The 19,830-nt window shown below is 47.7% G+C and carries 18 protein-coding genes; 17 read left to right on the top strand and 1 reads right to left on the bottom strand.

What is annotated here, in order from left to right; all coding sequences use genetic code 11:
- Window position 1: 1 nt before the first annotated feature.
- The 6 genes from CYJ37_RS15950 to spoVM all read left to right on the top strand — a co-directional run bounded on the left by CYJ37_RS15950 (window position 2) and on the right by spoVM (window position 5,182).
- Window positions 2-763 carry a Stp1/IreP family PP2C-type Ser/Thr phosphatase gene (locus tag CYJ37_RS15950; RefSeq protein ID WP_101550633.1) on the top strand — a complete coding sequence of 254 codons (762 nt, stop codon included), beginning with the start codon at window positions 2-4 and terminating at the stop codon, window positions 761-763.
- Complete coding sequence (gene pknB / locus CYJ37_RS15945; protein WP_101550631.1) at window positions 757-2,733, top strand: Stk1 family PASTA domain-containing Ser/Thr kinase; 1,977 nt, start codon at window positions 757-759, stop codon at window positions 2,731-2,733. Before CYJ37_RS15950 ends, pknB begins: the two co-directional genes overlap by 7 nt.
- A gap of 20 nt (window positions 2,734-2,753) precedes the next feature.
- Window positions 2,754-3,635, top strand: coding sequence for a ribosome small subunit-dependent GTPase A (rsgA, locus tag CYJ37_RS15940; protein WP_009795960.1), 882 nt, complete (start codon window positions 2,754-2,756; stop codon window positions 3,633-3,635).
- Between the two features lies 1 nt (window position 3,636).
- Window positions 3,637-4,281 carry a ribulose-phosphate 3-epimerase gene (gene rpe / locus CYJ37_RS15935; RefSeq protein ID WP_101550629.1) on the top strand — a complete coding sequence of 215 codons (645 nt, stop codon included), beginning with the start codon at window positions 3,637-3,639 and terminating at the stop codon, window positions 4,279-4,281.
- Window positions 4,282-4,352: 71 nt separating this feature from the next.
- Window positions 4,353-4,997 (top strand): thiamine diphosphokinase, encoded by a 645-nt coding sequence (locus tag CYJ37_RS15930; protein WP_094767531.1) that lies wholly within the window; start codon window positions 4,353-4,355, stop codon window positions 4,995-4,997.
- 104 nt (window positions 4,998-5,101) lie between these two features.
- The gene (gene spoVM / locus CYJ37_RS15925) at window positions 5,102-5,182 is read left to right on the top strand and encodes a stage V sporulation protein SpoVM (protein ID WP_022543708.1); all 81 of its coding nucleotides are present in this window, start codon (window positions 5,102-5,104) and stop codon (window positions 5,180-5,182) included.
- A gap of 162 nt (window positions 5,183-5,344) precedes the next feature.
- Here spoVM and rpmB read toward each other — a convergent pair whose 3' ends face one another.
- The gene (rpmB, locus tag CYJ37_RS15920; protein WP_009795956.1) at window positions 5,345-5,533 is read right to left on the bottom strand and encodes a 50S ribosomal protein L28; all 189 of its coding nucleotides are present in this window, start codon (window positions 5,531-5,533) and stop codon (window positions 5,345-5,347) included.
- Window positions 5,534-5,847: 314 nt separating this feature from the next.
- Here rpmB and CYJ37_RS15915 point away from each other — a divergent pair, with 314 nt between their 5' ends.
- The 11 genes from CYJ37_RS15915 (at window position 5,848) to ftsY (ending at window position 19,525) form a co-directional block, all read left to right on the top strand.
- On the top strand, window positions 5,848-6,210 hold the full coding sequence (locus tag CYJ37_RS15915; RefSeq protein ID WP_009795954.1) for an Asp23/Gls24 family envelope stress response protein: 363 nt from the start codon (window positions 5,848-5,850) through the stop codon (window positions 6,208-6,210).
- Window positions 6,211-6,226: 16 nt separating this feature from the next.
- On the top strand, window positions 6,227-7,909 hold the full coding sequence (locus CYJ37_RS15910) for a DAK2 domain-containing protein (RefSeq protein ID WP_009795953.1): 1,683 nt from the start codon (window positions 6,227-6,229) through the stop codon (window positions 7,907-7,909).
- 144 nt (window positions 7,910-8,053) lie between these two features.
- The gene (recG, locus tag CYJ37_RS15905; protein WP_101551127.1) at window positions 8,054-10,102 is read left to right on the top strand and encodes an ATP-dependent DNA helicase RecG; all 2,049 of its coding nucleotides are present in this window, start codon (window positions 8,054-8,056) and stop codon (window positions 10,100-10,102) included.
- A gap of 108 nt (window positions 10,103-10,210) precedes the next feature.
- Window positions 10,211-10,780, top strand: a complete 570-nt coding sequence (gene fapR / locus CYJ37_RS15900) for a transcription factor FapR (protein ID WP_009795951.1) — start codon at window positions 10,211-10,213, stop codon at window positions 10,778-10,780.
- A gap of 37 nt (window positions 10,781-10,817) precedes the next feature.
- Window positions 10,818-11,819 (top strand): phosphate acyltransferase PlsX, encoded by a 1,002-nt coding sequence (gene plsX / locus CYJ37_RS15895; protein WP_101551125.1) that lies wholly within the window; start codon window positions 10,818-10,820, stop codon window positions 11,817-11,819.
- A 32-nt stretch (window positions 11,820-11,851) separates the two neighbouring features.
- Complete coding sequence (gene fabD, locus CYJ37_RS15890; RefSeq protein WP_101550627.1) at window positions 11,852-12,799, top strand: ACP S-malonyltransferase; 948 nt, start codon at window positions 11,852-11,854, stop codon at window positions 12,797-12,799.
- Window positions 12,796-13,539, top strand: a complete 744-nt coding sequence (gene fabG, locus CYJ37_RS15885) for a 3-oxoacyl-[acyl-carrier-protein] reductase (protein WP_094767483.1) — start codon at window positions 12,796-12,798, stop codon at window positions 13,537-13,539. The genes fabD and fabG overlap by 4 nt, the downstream gene beginning before the upstream one ends.
- A 94-nt stretch (window positions 13,540-13,633) precedes the next feature.
- Window positions 13,634-13,867 (top strand): acyl carrier protein, encoded by a 234-nt coding sequence (locus CYJ37_RS15880; protein WP_009795947.1) that lies wholly within the window; start codon window positions 13,634-13,636, stop codon window positions 13,865-13,867.
- Between the two features lie 229 nt (window positions 13,868-14,096).
- Entirely contained in the window at window positions 14,097-14,876 is a 780-nt protein-coding gene (rnc, locus tag CYJ37_RS15875; protein WP_009795945.1) for a ribonuclease III, read from the top strand.
- Window positions 14,877-14,889: 13 nt separating this feature from the next.
- Complete coding sequence (gene smc, locus CYJ37_RS15870; protein WP_009795944.1) at window positions 14,890-18,456, top strand: chromosome segregation protein SMC; 3,567 nt, start codon at window positions 14,890-14,892, stop codon at window positions 18,454-18,456.
- Between the two features lie 79 nt (window positions 18,457-18,535).
- Complete coding sequence (gene ftsY, locus CYJ37_RS15865; protein ID WP_101550625.1) at window positions 18,536-19,525, top strand: signal recognition particle-docking protein FtsY; 990 nt, start codon at window positions 18,536-18,538, stop codon at window positions 19,523-19,525.
- The last annotated feature ends 305 nt before the right edge of the window (window positions 19,526-19,830 follow it).

The raw sequence follows: 19,830 nt of genomic DNA, 5'->3' as shown, positions 1-19,830 counted from the left end.
AATGAAAGCTGTCTTTATGACGGACAGGGGAAAGATCCGTCAGCATAATGAAGATAACGGCGGAATTTTTGTCAACCGCAGCGGGCAGCGCCTTGCCATCGTAGCCGATGGCATGGGCGGCCACCGTGCGGGTGACGTTGCCAGTGAGATGACCCTCCTGAAGCTGAAGGAGCTCTGGGAAGGCAATGCAGGGATTGAGACACCTGAGCAGGCTGAAGAATGGCTGAGGACCAATATCGGGGAAGTGAATGCCCTGTTGTTCGAACATTCAAAGAATAACAGTGAATGCGAGGGCATGGGGACGACCATTGTTGCCGCCATTGCGACCGGCCTGTTTGCCACCATTGCCAATATTGGCGACAGCAGGGGTTACATATTGAATGAATCTGGGTTCAAGCAGCTGACAGAAGATCATTCCCTTGTGAATGAGCTCCTCCGGTCAGGCCAGATTACAAAAGAAGATGCAGAGCATCACCCCCGGAAGAATGTTTTGCTGAGAGCACTTGGAACAGAAGAAAAGGTACAGATGGACACCAGGACCATCGTATTTGAGGAAGAAGATCTGCTGCTTCTCAGTTCGGATGGATTGACAAATAAGGTTTCAGAGCAGGAGATGCATGAAATCCTTGCCGGGGAGAAAAAGCTCGATGATAAGGCAGCGGATCTGATCCGGCTTGCCAATGACAACGGCGGTGAGGACAATATCACCCTTGTGATTGTCGAGTTCATGGAAGCCGGCAGCTCTGGTGATACAGAATGCTGATTGGTAAAAGAATAAGCGGCCGCTATAAGATTTTGGATATGATCGGCGGCGGCGGGATGGCGAATGTTTATCTGGCGCATGACATGATCCTGGACCGCGATGTGGCCGTAAAGATCCTGCGCCTGGATTTTGCTGAAAATGATGAATTCATCAGGAGATTCCACCGTGAAGCGCAATCGGCTACAAGCCTCGCACATCCGAATATAGTGAGCATCTATGACGTCGGCGAAGAAGATTCAATCTATTATATTGTCATGGAATATGTGGAAGGGCAAACACTCAAACAGTATATACAGCAGCATTCCCCTGTACCCGTTGACACGGCACTGGATATTATGAAACAGCTTCTTTCCGCTATTTCCCACGCCCATCAGCATCATATTGTGCACAGGGACATCAAGCCGCATAATATCCTGGTTGACCGGCTCGGGAATGTGAAAATTACAGATTTCGGGATTGCCATGGCCCTGAGTTCAACAAGCATCACCCAGACCAACTCTGTGCTTGGCTCTGTCCATTATCTATCCCCTGAACAGGCAAGAGGGGGGATGGCCAATAAGAAATCGGATATATACTCCCTTGGAATTGTGATGTTTGAGCTTCTGACCGGCAGGCTGCCGTTTTCAGGAGAGTCGGCGGTTTCCATCGCGCTTAAGCATCTTCAGTCCGAAACCCCTTCATTAAGAAGGTGGAATCCGTCTATTCCCCAAAGCGTTGAGAATATCGTCCTGAAGGCAACTGCGAAGGACCCCTTCCACCGGTATGAAAATGTAGAGGATATGGAGGAAGATATCAGGACCGCCCTTGAACCGGACAGAATGAATGAGAAGAAATTTTCGGTGCCTGATGATGATGATGCCACCAAAGCGATTCCGGTGATCACAAGCGATCGCCCCTATCAGAATATGGACGAAACGCGCGTACATGAAAAAGATGATAAAGGCTCTTCAGCGGGTCCGGCTCCTGCTGCCAAAAAACAAAAGAAAGATAAGAAAAAGAAGAAGAAGTGGCCGATTGTCCTTGTTTCTCTTTTTCTCTTCTTTGTTGTAATGGGAGTACTGGCCCTGACAGTCCTTCCTGAGCTGTTTCTGCCAAAGGAAATCGAGGTTCCTGATGTGGCAGGGGAAACGATTGAGGATGCCACATCTATACTGACAAAAGCAGGTTTTGAGGTGGAAGATCCGGTCGAGATTAATGATGAAGAGGTAGAAGAGGGACTCGTTATCAAAACCGATCCGAAAGCCGGCAGGATGGCGAAGGAAGAATCCAGTATAACGATATATTTAAGTTCCGGGAAAGAGAAGTTTGAAATGTCGGACTATACCGGAAGATCCTTTGAAGAGGTCGAAAGCCTCCTCGAGAAAGAGGGCTTTACACAAATCACCCGGGAGGACGCCAATAATGAGGATGAGCCTGAAGGTACAATCCTTGAGCAGTCAATCGATGAAGGGGAAGAAGTAATCCCTGGCGAAACCGGGATCGAGTTCACCGTAAGCAGTGGACCCGCACCCATTGTCCTGAAGGATCTTACTGGTCTGAATCTAAAGGGAGTTCAGGATTATGCCGAATCAACGGGACTGAAGATCGATACATCAAAAGAAGAGTACCATGATACAGTTGAAAAAGGCCTCGTCATCAGCCAGTCGCAGCCCGCAGGAACTGAGCTTGGCAAAGGTTCAGGCCTGTCAGTCACCTTCTCAAAAGGCAAGGAAGAGATTCCTCCAAAAACAGTGCCCATAGAAATCACGATACCATATGAGCCTGAGGAAGAAGGGGAACCGCAGGAAATCCAGATCCTTGTGGAAGATATGAATAATAAGATGACAGCGCCTTTTGATACCTTCTACATTACGGAAGAACGTAAGTATAATATGGAACTATTGATACAGGAAGGCAGCAAAGCGTATTATAAAGTTCTGAGAAACAGCCAGCAGATTATTGATGAAGAAGTCGATTATCCCGGGAACTAAAAAGAATTAGGAGTGTTTGTATGCCTGAAGGCAAAATCATTAAGGCATTAAGCGGATTCTATTATGTGCTTAGCGGCGAAAGAACTGTGCAATGCAGGGGCAGGGGAGTGTTCAGGAAAAATAAGATCACACCCCTTGTCGGAGACAATGTCGTATATCAGGCAGATAACGACAGTGAAGGATATATCCTTGAAGTGAAAGAAAGAAAAAATGAACTGATCAGGCCTCCGATTGCCAATGTGGATCAGGCCATTCTTGTTTTTTCAGCTATTGAACCGGATTTCAGTACAGCTTTACTTGACCGTTTCCTTGTGCTGGTTGAATTTAACCATATCCAGCCGGTTATCTGCATCTCAAAAATGGATCTGGTAAATGAAGAAGAAAGAATGAAGATTGAGGACTACGCAGCTTCGTACAGGGACGCAGGCTATGATGTGCTGCTGACTTCTTCAGAAAATGGGATCGGGATTGATGAACTGCTTCCTTTCCTTGAAAGAGGAATTTCGGTTTTTGCAGGGCAGTCGGGAGTTGGAAAGTCTTCTCTCCTCAATGCCCTCAGGCCGGAGCTAGAACTCAAAACGGACATCATTTCCTCACATCTGGGAAGAGGGAAGCATACAACACGCCACGTGGAGCTGATTGAAATCGGCCAGGGATTTGTTGCTGATACGCCGGGATTCAGTTCCCTTGAATTCACCGATATTGAAGCAGAAGAACTGAATTTCTGCTTCCCTGATATCAGGGAAAAAAGCGAGGCTTGCAAATTCCGTGCCTGCCTGCATATTTCCGAGCCGAAATGTGCGGTCAAAGCAGCGGTCGACAACGGAGAGATCCCGCAATACAGATATGAGCATTACAAAGATTTCCTCCAGGAAATAAAAGATAGAAAGCCGAGGTATTAATATGGTTAAGATTGCACCATCGATATTATCTGCTGATTTTTCCCGGCTGGGAGAAGAAATCAAGGATGTAGAAAGGGGAGGGGCCGACTATATCCATGTGGATGTAATGGATGGCCATTTTGTCCCGAATATCACGATCGGCCCGCTGATTGTAGAGGCAGTCAGACCGATTACAAAGCTGCCGCTTGATGTGCATCTGATGATTGAAAATCCAGATCAGTATATCGAAGCCTTCGCCAAGGCAGGCGCCGATTATATTACAGTCCATGCAGAAGCATCCAGGCATCTGCACCGGACGATCCATCTTATCAAGTCTTATGGTGTAAAAGCAGGCGTCGTCCTGAATCCAGCGACCCCGGCAGAAGCTCTTAAGCATATCATCCAGGATATCGACATGGTCCTGCTGATGACAGTGAATCCTGGCTTTGGGGGCCAGAGATTCATTTCATCGGTGCTCCCGAAAATCAGGCAGGTAAAAGAAATGGCTGCAGAGCAGAAGCCGGATCTTGAAATTGAAGTGGATGGCGGTGTGAATGAGGAGACGGCTAAGCTCTGTATAGAGGCAGGCGCAAATGTACTTGTCGCCGGTTCTGCCGTTTATAATCAGAAAGACCGCGCGAAAGCAATCGCAGCACTTAGAGGATAAAAAAAGAAAAGCCAGCTGAATGATTCGGCTGGCTTTTCTATAAGCTAATTTAAGAAAGACAGGTGATACCGCTGATTATCCATATACTTGCAGGAGGGCCGGTGGAACTTCTTCCGGAACTTGTACCTGCTGATGAAGGGGATATTTGGGCAGGTGTGGACCGGGGAGTCTTTACCCTGCTCTCAAAAGGTATTGTTCCGCAGGCCGCATTCGGCGACTTTGATTCAGTATCTCCCGATGAGATGATGAAAATCCGGGAAGCTGTAAAGAAAGTCCGGCTGTTCAACCCTGAGAAAGATGAAACCGATATGGAGCTTGCCATCATCTGGGCACTGAAGCAGGAACCCGAAGCCATCAAAATATATGGAGGGACCGGGGGGCGCCTCGACCACTTCTTTGGCAATGTGCAGCTCCTCATCGGGCCGCTCCTGAAAGGCGCTAGCACCCATATCGAGCTGATAGACAGCAGAAATATCATTTATGCCAAAGGCCCGGGGGCTTATACTGTCCTGCCCTTGGAGAATATGAAATATGTCTCCTTCGTCCCGGTGACGAGCCATATCAAGGACCTGACGCTCGAAGGCTTTAAATATCCGCTGAAAAATAAATATGTCCCGCTCGGGTCTACCCTGTGCATTAGTAACGAACTTAATCATGATTATGGTACTTTTTCATTTACCGAAGGCATAATAATGGTGATAAGGAGTCATGATTAAAAGTCTTAAACAAAGTGTACTCATCTTAATCTTTTGAATATGATGGTAAGGGCGCAAAAGAGGACAGAGAGATTTGCGGTTAGATGGCGAGGAGGGACATATCCATGAAGTTTTATACGATTAAATTGCCGAAGTTTTTAGGCGGACTTGTCCGCGCGATGCTAGGAACCTTCAAAAAGGAATAAAAGTGATAGATCCATAGCAGAACGTACAAAAATACCACACCTTCAGCAGCATCCGGACAGCGGATGCTGATTTTTTTTGCAAGGAAGGATATCGAAGCAAGTGCGGTTTTGCGGGGACGGAGAAATAAAAAAGGACATCCGCGGGATGTCCTTTTCGAGCTGTTACACTCGTTCTACTTTACCTGATTTAAGCGCTCTTGCAGAAACCCAAACACGTTTAGGCTTACCGTCTACAAGGATGCGAACTTTTTGAAGGTTAGCTCCCCAAGTACGCTTGTTTGCATTCATAGCGTGGGAACGCTTATTGCCTGAAGTTGTTTTTCTACCTGTTACGACACATTTGCGTGGCATGTATATTTCCCTCCTAACTCACAAAGCTTGAAACTATTTTTTCATGCTTTCATTTGCAATGATCATATTGCTCAATCTAAGTAATGGAAAAACAGTAACGAGTATGTTTTTCGGCATTAAAAGATACTTTAATAATTTATCATACAACCCAAATGAATGCAATAGTTGTGATGCAACCTTTCAAGAAAATTTCCTTGACATAGTATACGGGAAGCTGCCCTATAATAAGAAAGGGGAAGTATAGCTTTTAAATTTACCCTTGATATAGTAAAATGACTTTAGTCAAGGAGCAATTTCCAAAGGGGGAACGACTCATGTCCATTGAATTAAAAACGAAATTCGGGCAAATTGATATATCTAATGATGTGATTGCTACTATTGCCGGTGGCGCAGCTGTTGACTGCTACGGCATTGTAGGGATGGCTTCCAAGAACCAGATTAAGGACGGGCTTACCGATATTCTGCGCAAGGAAAACTTTACACGCGGTGTGATTGTGCGCCAGGAAAGCGAAGAAGTACATATCGATATGTATATTATTGTGAGTTATGGAACGAAAATTTCCGAGGTTGCCCACAACGTGCAATCAAAAGTAAAGTACACCCTTGATAAAACTGTTGGACTTGCCGTTGACTCGGTTAATATTTACGTTCAGGGAGTTCGTGTAACGAACCCGTAGTGAGGAGGAAAGATTTGTGTCAATTACAGTTTTAGATGGAAAGCGTTTCGCGGAAATGGTGATGCAGGGTGCAAACCACTTATCCTCTAATGCCAAATATGTAGATGCGCTAAACGTTTTCCCGGTTCCTGATGGAGATACAGGAACCAATATGAATTTATCGATGACTTCCGGAGCGAAGGAAGTCAGGAATAATGTCCAGGCGCATATTGGAAAAGTGGGCACTGCCCTTTCAAAAGGATTATTGATGGGTGCCCGCGGGAATTCGGGTGTCATCCTGTCACAGCTGTTCCGCGGCTTCTCTAAAGCAATTGAGCAAAAGTCTGAAATTACAGCAAGCGAGTTTGCAGACGCGCTGAATACTGGTGTCGAGACCGCCTATAAAGCTGTCATGAAGCCGGTTGAAGGGACGATCCTGACCGTTGCAAAGGATTCTGCCAAAAGGGGTGTCCAGGCTGCGCAAAGCGAGGACGATATTATCAAAGTCCTTGAGGAAGTCCTGAAGGAAGCAAAAGCTTCGCTGAACAGGACGCCTGACCTGCTGCCTGTTCTGAAGGAAGTCGGCGTTGTGGACAGCGGCGGGCAAGGCCTTGTATTTGTCTACGAAGGCTTTCTTGCTGAGCTGAAGGGCGAAAAGCTTCCTGACGCACCTGCCTCTCTTCCGAGCATGGATGAAATGGTAAATGCCGAACATCATAAATCAGTCCAGGGGCATATCAATACGGCAGATATTGAATTCGGCTATTGCACTGAATTCATGGTTAAGCTTGAAGAAGAAAAACTGAACGGAAAAAACTTTTCTGAAGATCTTTTCCGTCAGGATTTAAGCCGTTTCGGTGATTCTCTTCTGGTGATTGCCGATGAAGAACTGGTGAAGGTACATATTCATTCTGAGCAGCCCGGAGATGTGCTGAGCTATGGCCAGAAATATGGCAGCCTGGTGAATATGAAAATTGAAAATATGCGCCAGCAGCACACAAACATAGTGGGTGAGACACATACCCCGCTAAGGACCGGAGAACCTGCCAAAACAAACGAGAAGCTTGAATACGGCATTGTAGCTGTGTCTATGGGCAGCGGCATTGCTGACCTTTTCAGAAGCATTGGCGCCCATGTTGTCATTGAAGGCGGCCAGACAATGAATCCGAGCACCGAGGACATTGTTAAGGCCATAAAGGATGCGAATGCCAAAAAGATCATCATCCTGCCGAACAACAAGAACATTATTATGGCTGCCCAGCAGGCCGCCGAGGTAGCAGAGGAAGACGTTGTTGTCATTCCATCCAAAACTGTGCCGCAGGGTATGGCTGCACTGCTTGCTTTCAATCCTGGTGCAGGCCTTCAGGACAATGAAAGCGGCATGAGCGAGGCTTTAAGCCATGTCAAGACAGGACAGATCACTTTTGCTGTCCGTGACACGAGCATCGACGGCCTTGAAATCGAAAAAGAAGATTTCATGGGCATCGCTGATGGCAAAATCGTTGTCAAAGATAAGGATAAGACTGAATCAGCCAAAAAGCTCCTCACACATATGATTGATGAGGATGCTGAAATTATTACAATCCTTAAGGGCGAGGATGCATCCGAGGCAGATTTGGAAGCCATTGCAGACTTCCTGGAAAAAGAATACGAAGACATAGAAGTTGAAGTGCATGACGGCAAACAGCCATTGTACGCTTTCATCTTTTCAATCGAATAGCCTTACCAGGAAATAGAAGGGGATGCCCCTTCTATTTCTATCTATGCAGGCAGGCAATGCCCCCGAAACTTGCCGAAGCTCCCAAATAGAGATCCCCGGATGCATCCACAGTCATATTCTCCTATAAAGTATAATCGAAATCAGGTGATTAATATGTTGAACGAACCAGTTACAAGTATAAAAGGAATAGGTGCAGAGACCGCTGAGGCACTGGCAGATATGAATATTTTTACTGTCGGCGACCTTTTGGAGCATTTCCCGTTCCGCTATGAGGACTACCGGCTTAAAGACCTGTCAGAAGTCAAGCATGAGGAAAGGGTTACAGTGGAGGGAAAAATCCACAGCGAGCCTTTGCTGACTTATTATGGGAGAAAACGGTCGCGCCTGACGATAAGAGTCCTTGTCGGCCGTTATTTGATCCAGGCGGTATTTTTTAACCAGCCTTACTTAAAAAAGAAGTTTGCCATCAATGATTCTGTCACGATTACCGGGAAGTGGGATCAGCACCGCCAGATGATTTCCGCCAGTGAAATTCATCTTGGGGAGAATGCAGCTTCCAAGGATTTCGAACCTGTATACGCAGTGAAAGGCAGCATTACGGTAAAAGGCATCCGCAGATTCATTGGCATGGCGTTCAGCCAGTATGCTGACAGTATTGCGGAGACACTGCCTGAGCGGCTTCTTGAGCAGTATAAGCTCTTGAACAGGAAAGATGCCCTCAGGGCGATGCATTTTCCGGGCGGGCCCGAGGATTTGAAGCAGGCAAGGCGCAGATTTGTTTATGAAGAATTTTTATATTTCCAGCTTAAAATGCAGGCGCTCAGAAAATTCGAGCGTGAACAGTCAAAAGGGATTGTCCAGACGTATGACTTGAAAAAGCTGAAAGAATTCATCGGATCGCTTCCCTTTCCTTTGACTGGAGCCCAAAAAAGAGTAGTGAACGAAATCCTGTCTGATATGAAATCCCCATACCGGATGAACAGGCTCCTGCAGGGTGATGTAGGCTCCGGCAAGACGGTCGTAGCTGCCATCGGTTTATATGCAGCAGCAACAGCAGGCTATCAGGGGGCACTGATGGTCCCGACAGAGATACTTGCCGAGCAGCATGAGAAATCGCTGAAAGAGCTGCTGGAGCCTCAGGGCCTGTCGTGTGAGCTGCTGACAAGCTCTGTCAAGGGAAAGAAGAGAAAAGAGATCCTAGCCAGGCTTTCGGAAGGGGAAATTGATGTTCTGATCGGTACCCATGCCCTCATCCAGCAGGAAGTCGAGTTCAAGCGGCTCGGATTTGTCATAACAGACGAACAGCACCGGTTCGGCGTAGAACAGCGCAGGGTGCTCCGTGAAAAGGGTGAAAGCCCTGATGTCCTGTTCATGACAGCAACTCCGATTCCAAGGACGCTTGCCATAACGGTGTTCGGGGAAATGGATGTATCTATTATTGATGAGATGCCTGCAGGCAGGAAGACAATCGAAACTTACTGGGCAAAGCAGGAAATGCTGGACCGGATTCTCCAATTCATGGAGAAGGAGCTTTCCAAAGGAAGGCAGGCATACGTCATTTGCCCGCTGATTGAGGAATCGGACAAGCTGGATGTCCAGAATGCAATCGATGTCCACAGCAATCTGACATTCTATTATCAGGACCGGTATAAAGTAGGGCTGATGCATGGCAGGCTCCATCCGGAGGAAAAGGATGGAGTGATGAAAGAGTTCAGCCGCAACGAGATACAGATCCTTGTATCTACAACTGTCGTTGAAGTTGGGGTCAATGTGCCTAATGCTACCATTATGGTAATCTATGATGCAGAGAGATTCGGGCTGTCCCAGCTGCACCAGCTGAGAGGAAGGGTCGGAAGGGGAAGCGAACAGTCTTATTGCATCCTCCTTGCCGATCCAAAATCAGAGGTCGGGAAAGAACGGATGAAAATCATGTCTGAGACCAATGATGGCTTTGTTCTCAGTGAAAAGGATCTGGAACTGAGGGGGCCTGGAGACTTTTTCGGCCGCAAGCAAAGCGGCATGCCTGAATTCAAGGTGGCAGATATGGTCCATGACTACCGCGCTCTTGAAACGGCACGGAATGATGCATCGAAGCTGATACAGTCCAGTATCTTCTGGGAAGGTCCGGAATATGGGATGCTAAGGGAATATCTTAAAAATACAGGCGTATTCCATGGGGAAAAGCTTGATTGAAGCGGGAAGCAGACGGAGACAGAACGGAAAAGTTCTGCCTTGCGCTCTGCTTTTTTTTTGTATATACTGCTATTAGTACCTAGTCTTAATATCTCGGCGGTGGAGGATATGAGAAAAAATAAAAAAGAACGCCAGCAGCTGCTGGTTGAAACGATAAAGGATAATCCCTTCATTACAGACGAGGATCTGGCCGACCGTTTTTCAGTCAGCGTCCAGACCATCCGGCTCGACCGTCTCGAGCTTTCCATTCCCGAGCTGAGGGAAAGGATCAAAAATGTTGCGGAGAAATCTTTCGAGGATGAAGTAAAATCTCTTCCCATAGATGAAGTCATTGGGGAAATCATTGACATAGAACTTGATAATACGGCGATTTCTATATTTGATGTAAAAGAAGAGCATGTATTCAAAAGGAACCGGATTGCCCGAGGCCACCACCTTTTTGCACAGGCCAATTCACTGGCTGTCGCTGTCATAAATGACGAGCTGGCACTAACGGCTAAAGCGAGCATACAGTTTACCCGCTCAGTACACCAGAATGAGAGGGTAATCGCAAAAGCAAAAGTCGTTAAGATCGACAACAGCTCTGGCAGGACACTTGTAGAGGTTTCAAGCTTTGCGAACAATGAACTGGTTTTCAAAGGCGAGTTCGACATGTTCCGTTCCCACAGAGAAGCATGAAAATAATCCGTTAACAAGCAGGGGATGATGCAGAATGATGAAGATAGCGATAGATGCAATGGGCGGAGACAATGCCCCAAAGGAAATTGTACTCGGGGCCATGAAGGCTGCAGCAGAATTCAAGGACATACATATTACACTCGTCGGTGACGAAAAGAGAATCAGGGAGCATCTCACAGTGAATGAGCGGATCGAAATCATCCATACAGAAGAGATGATCCTTGGCACCGATGAACCGGTCAGGGCAGTGCGGAGGAAGAAGGATGCTTCTATGGTCCTCGCAGCCAGGCAGGTCGCTGATGGCAATGCGGATGCATGCATTTCAGCCGGGAATACAGGCGCACTGATGGCAGCAGGGTTATTCGTTGTAGGAAGGATTGAGGGCATTGAAAGGCCGGCATTATCGCCGACTTTGCCGACAATAGATGGCAAGGGATTCCTCCTGCTTGATGTAGGGGCAAATGTCGATGCCAAACCTGAGCACCTTCTGCAGTATGCCGTCATGGGATCGATATATTGCGAAAAAGTCAGGGGCATCTCCAATCCCCGAGTAGGCCTTTTAAATATCGGCACAGAAGAAAAAAAAGGAAATGAACTGGCCAAGAGTGCATTTGGACTGATCAAAGATGCCGGACTGAATTTTGTCGGGAATGTAGAAGCAAGGGATCTTCTGGAAGGTGCGGCAGATGTTGTCGTCACTGATGGATTTACAGGGAATATGGTTCTGAAGACGATAGAAGGCACCGCCTTATCCGTCTTTAAAATGATGAAAGAGGCGATGACAAGCAGCCTGAAGAGCAAAATGGCAGCAGCAGTGCTGAAGCCGGACCTTGTCCAGCTGAAATCAAAGATGGACTATTCGGAGTACGGCGGAGCCGGGCTGTTCGGACTGAACGCTCCTGTCATCAAGGCCCATGGTTCCTCTGACAGCAATGCGCTCTTCAGCGCAGTCAGGCAGACACGTGAAATGGTGCAGAATAATGTGGCGGAAACAATAAAGGCAGCAGCAGGAAAGCTGCCTGCAACAGGCAGGGAATAGCCTGCAGATTTCTTTGAAAAGGAGAAGAGAAAATGGGGAAAATTGCATTTTTATTTCCTGGCCAGGGCTCTCAGACTGTTGGCATGGGGAAATCTTTGGCAGAATCAGATGATAAAGTAAAAGCTGTCTTTGATCAGGCAGACCAAAGGCTGAATGATAAGCTATCAAGCCTGATATTTGAAGGGCCGCAGGAGACACTGACATTAACGGTCAATGCCCAGCCGGCGCTTTTGACGACAAGCATTGCCATTCTCGCTAAGTTCCGTGAGTCAGGAATCAGAGCTGATTATACAGCCGGACACAGCCTTGGTGAATATACTGCCCTTGTCGCTGCAGGCAGCATCTCTTTTGAAGACGCGGTGCATGCGGTAAGAAAAAGAGGCGAGTTCATGGAGGCGGCGGTTCCAAACGGTGAAGGCACGATGGCAGCAGTCCTCGGCCTCGGAAGGGATGAACTGCGTGCGGTGACAGAGGAAATTTCAGGGAAAGGACATCCGGTACAGCTGGCAAACCTGAATTGCCCCGGCCAGATCGTAATATCCGGCTCCAGGCAGGGCGTTGAGCAAGCTTCTGCAAAAGCGAAAGAAGCAGGCGCCAAGAGGGTCCTTCCGCTTGATGTCAGCGGACCGTTCCACTCATCTCTGATGAAGCCGGCAGCAGAGAATCTGCGGGGTGTCCTGGACAGCATCACGGTTTCCGATGCGCAAATTCCAGTCATCTCCAATGTCAGTGCCGCCGAAATGACGGAATCAGGGGATATTAAAGAAAAGCTTGTCCAGCAGCTCTATTCCCCGGTGCTGTGGGAGGATTCTATTGAAAGGATGATCGGCCTCGGAGTCGATACATTCATTGAAATCGGCCCAGGAAAAGTTTTATCAGGGCTTGTGAAAAAAGTAAGCCGCTCAGCCAAAACATATGCTGTTTCAGATGAAGCAAGCTGTGCGGCTGCAATTGAGGCATTAAAGGGGGAACAGCAATGAAGCTTGAGGGCAAGTCAGCGATCGTAACAGGCGCTTCCAGGGGAATTGGCCGCGAAATTGCATTGGAGCTTGCGAGGCAAGGAGCCAATGTGACAGTCAACTATTCAGGAAGCGAAGCAAAAGCTAACGAGACTGTTGAAGAAATTAAGGCGCTCGGCCGTGACGCATTTGCTGTAAAGGCAGATGTATCAGACAGTGAGGCTGTAACGGCCATGATGAAAGAGACAATCGAAAAATTCGGAAGCATTGATATTCTTGTCAATAATGCAGGCATCACCCGCGATAATCTTCTTATGAGAATGAAAGAGGAAGAATGGGATGAAGTCATCAGCATCAATCTCAAAGGTGTCTTCCTTTGCACGAAGGCGGCAACAAGGCAAATGATGAAGCAGCGCAGCGGCAGGATCATCAATGTATCATCGATCGTCGGTGTCAGCGGCAACCCTGGACAGGCCAACTATGTTGCCGCAAAGGCAGGCGTCATCGGCTTGACAAAAACTTCTGCAAAAGAACTGGCTACAAGGGGAATCACCGTCAATGCAATTGCCCCTGGCTTCATCTCGACTGATATGACAGACAAGCTTAATGAAGAAGTGAAAGAGCAGATGCTGTCAGGAATCCCCCTCGGACGGCTTGGCGAACCTTCAGATATTGCAAAGGTAGCCTTATTCCTGGCTTCTGAGGACAGCCGCTATATGACAGGGCAGACCCTCCATGTTGACGGCGGAATGGTGATGTAGAAGCCTCTTCAGCAGACAAAAGAAAAAATTGTTAGGCTGGACATTTATTAATCTGCTAAAATGCTCTATAATGTCTTGAGGGGAGGTGACAAGCATGGCAGATGTGTTAGAACGTGTAACAAAGATCATCGTAGATCGTCTTGGTGTTGAAGAGTCTGAAGTAACATTGGAAGCTTCTTTCAAAGAAAATCTTGGCGCAGATTCCCTGGATGTAGTTGAACTGGTTATGGAACTGGAAGATGAATTCGATATGGAAATCTCTGACGATGATGCAGAAAAGATCGCAACAGTCGGCGACGCTGTGAATTACATAAAAGCTAATGTGTAATCGTTAGATTGAGCAAAGCTCCGTTTTGAACGGGGCTTTCTTCTATAAAGGCGGATACAGGGATGATTCACATGCCGGCAGAGCCCGTGCTTCCTGATGAATCGGCCCATTGGTCCAAGAGGCTGGAAGCTGCCTGGAATATTCAGGATGCTTTCAGGTTTTTTTGCGTTTTTAAGAATTATTACGTAAACTGATAATGTATGTAAACTATTAGCAAGGTGGAGGCAATATGCGCAAGAACAATAAAGACCAAGAGAAAAAAGCATACCGCGCGGCAGAAATGCAATTCAGGGAGTTCCAGAAGAAAATCGGGATTTCCTTTGAAAATGAAAAGCTGCTGAAGCAGGCTTTTACACATTCATCGTATGTGAATGAGCATCGGAGAAAGCCGTATGAAGATAATGAACGGCTGGAGTTTTTAGGGGACGCCGTACTTGAACTGACTGTATCCCAATTTTTATACAAGAAATATCCCATGATGAGCGAAGGAGAGCTGACAAAGCTGAGAGCGGCAGTTGTGTGTGAGCCATCCCTGGTTACATTTGCCAATGAGCTTGAGTTCGGGAAGCTCGTCCTTCTCGGCAAAGGGGAGGAAATGACAGGCGGAAGAGAGCGTCCGGCTTTGCTTGCAGATGTGTTCGAGGCATTTATCGGCGCATTATACCTGGAAAAAGGGATAGATACAGTCATCGGATTTTTAGAACAAACGGTCTTTCCAAAAATAAATTCGGGTGCTTTTTCTCATGTGATGGATTTCAAGAGCCAGCTTCAGGAGCTCGTCCAGCGTGATGGAGCGGGTGCAATTGAGTATAAGATCCTTCAGGAAAAAGGCCCTGCACACAGCAGGGAGTTTGTCTCACGTGTTTCCTTGTCAGGGAATGAGCTCGGGACCGGGACAGGCAGATCGAAAAAAGAAGCAGAACAGCACGCGGCACAGATGGCGCTGGAGATTTTAAAATCCCATTTGCAGAATGACTCAACATCCCAAGAAAATCAACCGAGAAGCTAGGAGGGATATATCAGTGTTTCTGAAACGGCTAGATATTGCAGGCTTTAAATCCTTCGCCGAGAAGTCCTCTGTCGATTTTGTCCCTGGCGTGACAGCTGTTGTCGGCCCGAATGGGAGCGGCAAAAGCAATATTACAGACTCCATCCGCTGGGTGCTTGGCGAGCAGTCCGCGAAGTCCCTGAGGGGATCGAAAATGGAGGATATCATCTTTGCCGGGAGCGACAGCAGGAAATCGCTGAATTTTGCAGAGGTGACCCTGACCCTTGATAACGAAGATCAGTTCCTCCCGCTTGATTATAATGAAGTGAGTGTTACGAGGAGAGTCTACCGCTCAGGGGACAGTGAATTTTATATAAACAGCCAATCATGCCGCCTGAAGGATATCATCGATTTGTTCATGGATTCAGGCCTTGGGCGGGAGGCATTCTCCATTATAAGCCAAGGGAAGGTAGAAGAAATCTTAAACAGCAAGGCTGAGGACCGGAGGAGCATTTTTGAAGAAGCGGCCGGAGTCCTGAAATATAAAACAAGGAAGAAAAAGGCTGAGGCCAAGCTTCTTGAAACCCAGGAAAACCTGAACCGGGTGAATGATATCGTCTATGAGCTCGAAAGCCAGGTTGAGCCGCTGAAGATCCAGTCTTCCATCGCCAAGGACTACCTGCAGCAAAAAGAAGAGCTGGAAAAAATCGAAGTTGCCCTTACAGCCTTTGAGATTGAGGACCTTCACGGAAAATGGGAGGCTCTTTCCGCCGTGCTTGAAAAGCTGAAAAAGGAAGAAGAAGCTTTGGGCGGTGCGATCGGGGAAAAGGAAGCTGAAATCGAAGTGGCAAGGGCAGGCATTGCAGACCTTGATGAGTCCATCAATGATCTGCAGGGTGTGCTGCTTCATGCCAGCGAGGAGCTGGAAAAGCTCGAGGGCAGGAAAGAAGTCCTCAAAGAACGGAAGAAAAATGCTTCCCATAATAAAGAACAGCTGAAGAGAAATATAGAAGAGCTGGGGGAAAAGGAAGCTTCTCTTAAAGAAAGAAAAGCAATGCAGCAGGAGATTGCCGATGTTCTTCAGAGAGAGGCAGCTGAGCTTCAGAAAAAGCTGAGAGAAAAACAGGCTGAGCTGAAGCTTTATAGTGAAAATACCGAAGAAAAAATCGACTCTCTCAAAAGTGATTATATTGAATTGCTGAACAGGCAGGCTGCTTTTAAAAATGAATTTCAATATATCGGCCAGCAGCTGGCCCAGCAGGGAGCAAGATCAACCCGGCTTGAGTCAGACAATGAAAAGTTTCTTTCGGAACGAAAGCAGATAGAAGACCAAAAGAAAGAAATCATTGGCAGGCTTGAACAGATACAGGGCGAGCTTGAGGAACAGGTCCGCCTTTTCAAGAATGAGCAGGCAAAGACCGAATCTTTGAAAACGAACTATCAGAAGCAGGAAACGACTCTTTACCAGGCCTATCAGTATCTTCAGCAGGCCAAGTCCCGCAAAGATATGCTGGAAGAGCTGGAGGAGGACTATTCCGGCTTCTTCCAGGGAGTCAAAGAAGTGCTGAAGGCAAGGGGCGGCGCACTTAAGGGCATTGAAGGCGCGATCGCTGAGCTGATTGCGGTGCCGAAGCAGTATGAGACTGCGATTGAAACCGCTCTTGGCGGTGCGATGCAGCATGTTGTGGTAGCGAACGAAGAGAATGGCCGCAGCGCCATCCAGTTCCTGAAAAAGCATTCATACGGCCGGGCGACCTTCCTGCCGCTGAATGTCATTAAAGGAAAGTCGCTGTCACAGGGCCAGCTGCAATCGCTAAAGCTGCATCCATCTTTTATCGGTGCTGCCGCTGACCTGGTATCTTTTGATTCAAAGTATGAAGAGGTCGTTAAAAACCTTCTCGGCAATGTCATAGTTTCAAAGGATCTAAAGGGAGCCAATGAAATGGCAAAGATCCTTAATTACAGAAGCCGGTTTGTCACAATGGAAGGCGATGTTGTAAACCCGGGCGGCAGCATGACAGGCGGCGCCGTCAAGCAAAAATCCTCTTCTTTGCTCAGCCGGAAGACAGAGCTTGAAGAGCTGAAAGAACGTTTGGCCGAAATGGATTCCAAGACGCAGCTGCTGGAAGAGCAGGTGAGAAGGGTCAAGGGAGACATAAACAAGCAGGAAGAACTGATTGAAAACCTGCGCAGATCCGGTGAAGAACTGAGGCTGAAGGAAAACTCCCTGAAGGGCGATCTCCGGGAAGTGGAGATGGCTGAGAAGAACATAAATGAACGCCTTTCCTTGTATGATATGGATAAGTCGCAATCTGCCGAAGAGTCCCAGAAGCTTTCAGCCAGGAAATCTGCACTTGAGCTTGAGCTTGAGAAGATGCAAAAAAGCATCACTGGCCTGGAGGAAGAAATCGAGGTGCTCACACAGCAGAAAAACACTAGGATGACCTCCAAGGAAACGCTCATGGACATGATCGGCGAGCTAAAGATTACGCTGGCATCCAAGAACGAACAGCTGAACTTCGCTAAAGATACTTTCGCGTCCATTGAGGGAGAGCTGGCGGAAACATCAGAGAAGCTTCAGACCTTCAAGGAAGATTTGTCGCTGCTGTCATCAGAGCTGACCAGCAGCTCTTCAGGAGAAGAAGTGCTCGAGGAAGCCGCAAGGAAGAAGCTGAAAGATAAGCAGGAAGCCATCGACTTGATTTCTTCCAGGAAAGAGGAGCGCCTTAAACTCCAGGAAACACTTGAAGACCTGGAGCTTTCAGCCAAGGAGCTCCGCCGCCTTCATAAGGGCATGACTGAGAGCATGAAGGATGAGGAAGTGCGATTGAACAGGCTGGATGTTGAACTGGATAACCGCCTGGCCCATCTCAGGGAGGAATATCTGCTTACCTTTGAAGCAGCCAGGGAGGAGTATCCGCTCCACATTCCTGCTGAGGAAGCACGCAAAAAGGTTAAGCTCATCAAATTGTCCATTGAGGAGCTAGGGACAGTGAACCTGGGTTCCATTGAGGAATATGAGCGCGTATCAGAGCGCTATGAGTTCCTGCTGGCACAGAAGAATGATCTGCAGGAAGCGAAGGACACTCTCTTCCAGGTAATTGATGAAATGGATGAAGAAATGAAAAAAAGATTCAGGCAGACATTTGAAGGAATCAGATTCCATTTTGAGTCTGTCTTCCAGGCGCTGTTTGGCGGAGGCAGGGCAGATCTAAAGCTGACACAGCCTGACGATCTGCTTAATACAGGCGTTGACATCGTTGCCCAGCCGCCAGGCAAGAAGCTGCAGAATCTGGGGCTCTTATCAGGCGGGGAGAGGGCGCTCACGGCAATCGCGCTGCTATTCTCAATCCTGAAGGTGCGCCCCGTACCGTTCTGCATCCTGGATGAAGTGGAGGCTGCGCTCGATGAAGCCAACGTCCAGCGCTTTAGCCAATATCTGAAGAGATACAGTGAGGAAACACAGTTTATCGTCATCACCCACCGCAAAGGGACGATGGAAGAAGCAGACGTCCTGTACGGTGTAACGATGCAGGAATCAGGTGTTTCAAAGCTTGTCTCAGTCAGACTTGAAGAAACCCGGGAGCTTGTTCCGCAATAGACAGCCAAAATATGCCGGAAAAGGGGTGTACGCTCTTTTTCCGGCGATACATACAGATGAATGAGAAGGAAGTGAACAGATGAGTTTCTTTAAAAAACTGAAAGATAAAATTACGAAGCAAACCGATACAGTGACAGAAAAATTCAAGGATGGCCTGACAAAAACGAGGGATAATTTTTCCGGCAAGGTCAATGATCTTGTAGCGAGGTACAGGAAGGTCGATGAGGACTTCTTCGAAGAGCTTGAGGAAATTCTCATTCAGGCTGACGTGGGCTTTGACACGGTCATGGAGCTTGTAGAAGAGCTGAGAATGGAAGTGAAGCGCAAAAACATCCAGGACCCGCAAGGCGTGCAAAGCATCATTTCCGAGAAACTGGTTGAAATATATGAGGGAAGCGGGGAAGCATCTTTCGCTTTGAATATCCAGGAAGGCGACCTGACAGTCATCCTGTTCGTAGGTGTGAATGGGGTCGGCAAGACAACCTCAATCGGCAAGCTGGCGCATAAGTTCAAGTCTGAAGGAAAAAAGGTGCTCATGGCCGCAGGGGATACTTTCCGTGCGGGGGCCATCGAGCAGCTTGAAGTCTGGGGAGACCGGGTCGGCGTCGAAGTCATCAAGCAGGCAGAAGGATCAGATCCGGCAGCTGTTATGTTTGATGCCGTCAGGGCTGCGAAATCAAGGAATGCAGATATCCTTCTTTGTGACACCGCAGGACGCCTTCAGAACAAGGTCAACCTGATGAAGGAGCTTGAAAAAGTCAAGCGGGTGATCGAAAGGGAAATCCCCGGCGCCCCGCATGAAGTATTGCTCGCCCTTGATGCAACAACAGGGCAGAATGCCATGATCCAGGCAAAAACCTTCAAAGAAGCAACAGATGTGAGCGGAATCGTCCTGACAAAGCTTGATGGCACCGCAAAAGGCGGCATCGTCCTGGCCATCCGCAAGGAACTCGACATTCCCGTCAAATTCGTCGGCCTCGGAGAAAAAATGGACGACCTGCAGGAATTCGACGCAGAACGCTATGTCTACGGGCTATTCGCTGACATGGTCGAGAATGCGGAAGAGTAAATTCTAAGAGGTAAGCAGCTGCATATGCAGCTGCTTTTATTTTGGAGAGAAAGGGTACGGTTTGGGTTAGCATCATATTGTAGTATCAAAAGTCCATAGTGCTACCATTCGCCTTTTATTTAATAAGCATAAACTTGCTGCAAAAAAATTGGAGCACGTTGATTGGAGTGGAAGGCACGAAGACTCCTGCGGGATTGCAGCGGCAGAGCTGAGACCCCGTAGGAGGTACGACGAGTTATCATGAACGAAACTAGCTCCTACTCGTAACATCGTAGGTTAATCTGGTTAGAATGTTTACTGTTAAA

Origin of the sequence: Bacillus sp. UMB0728, from assembly GCF_002858875.1 — a bacterium.
Classification (GTDB): domain Bacteria; phylum Bacillota; class Bacilli; order Bacillales; family Cytobacillaceae; genus Bacillus_AB; species Bacillus_AB infantis.
Note: the sequence above shows the minus strand (reverse complement) of the source record. Positions and strands in the feature narration are given on the sequence as shown.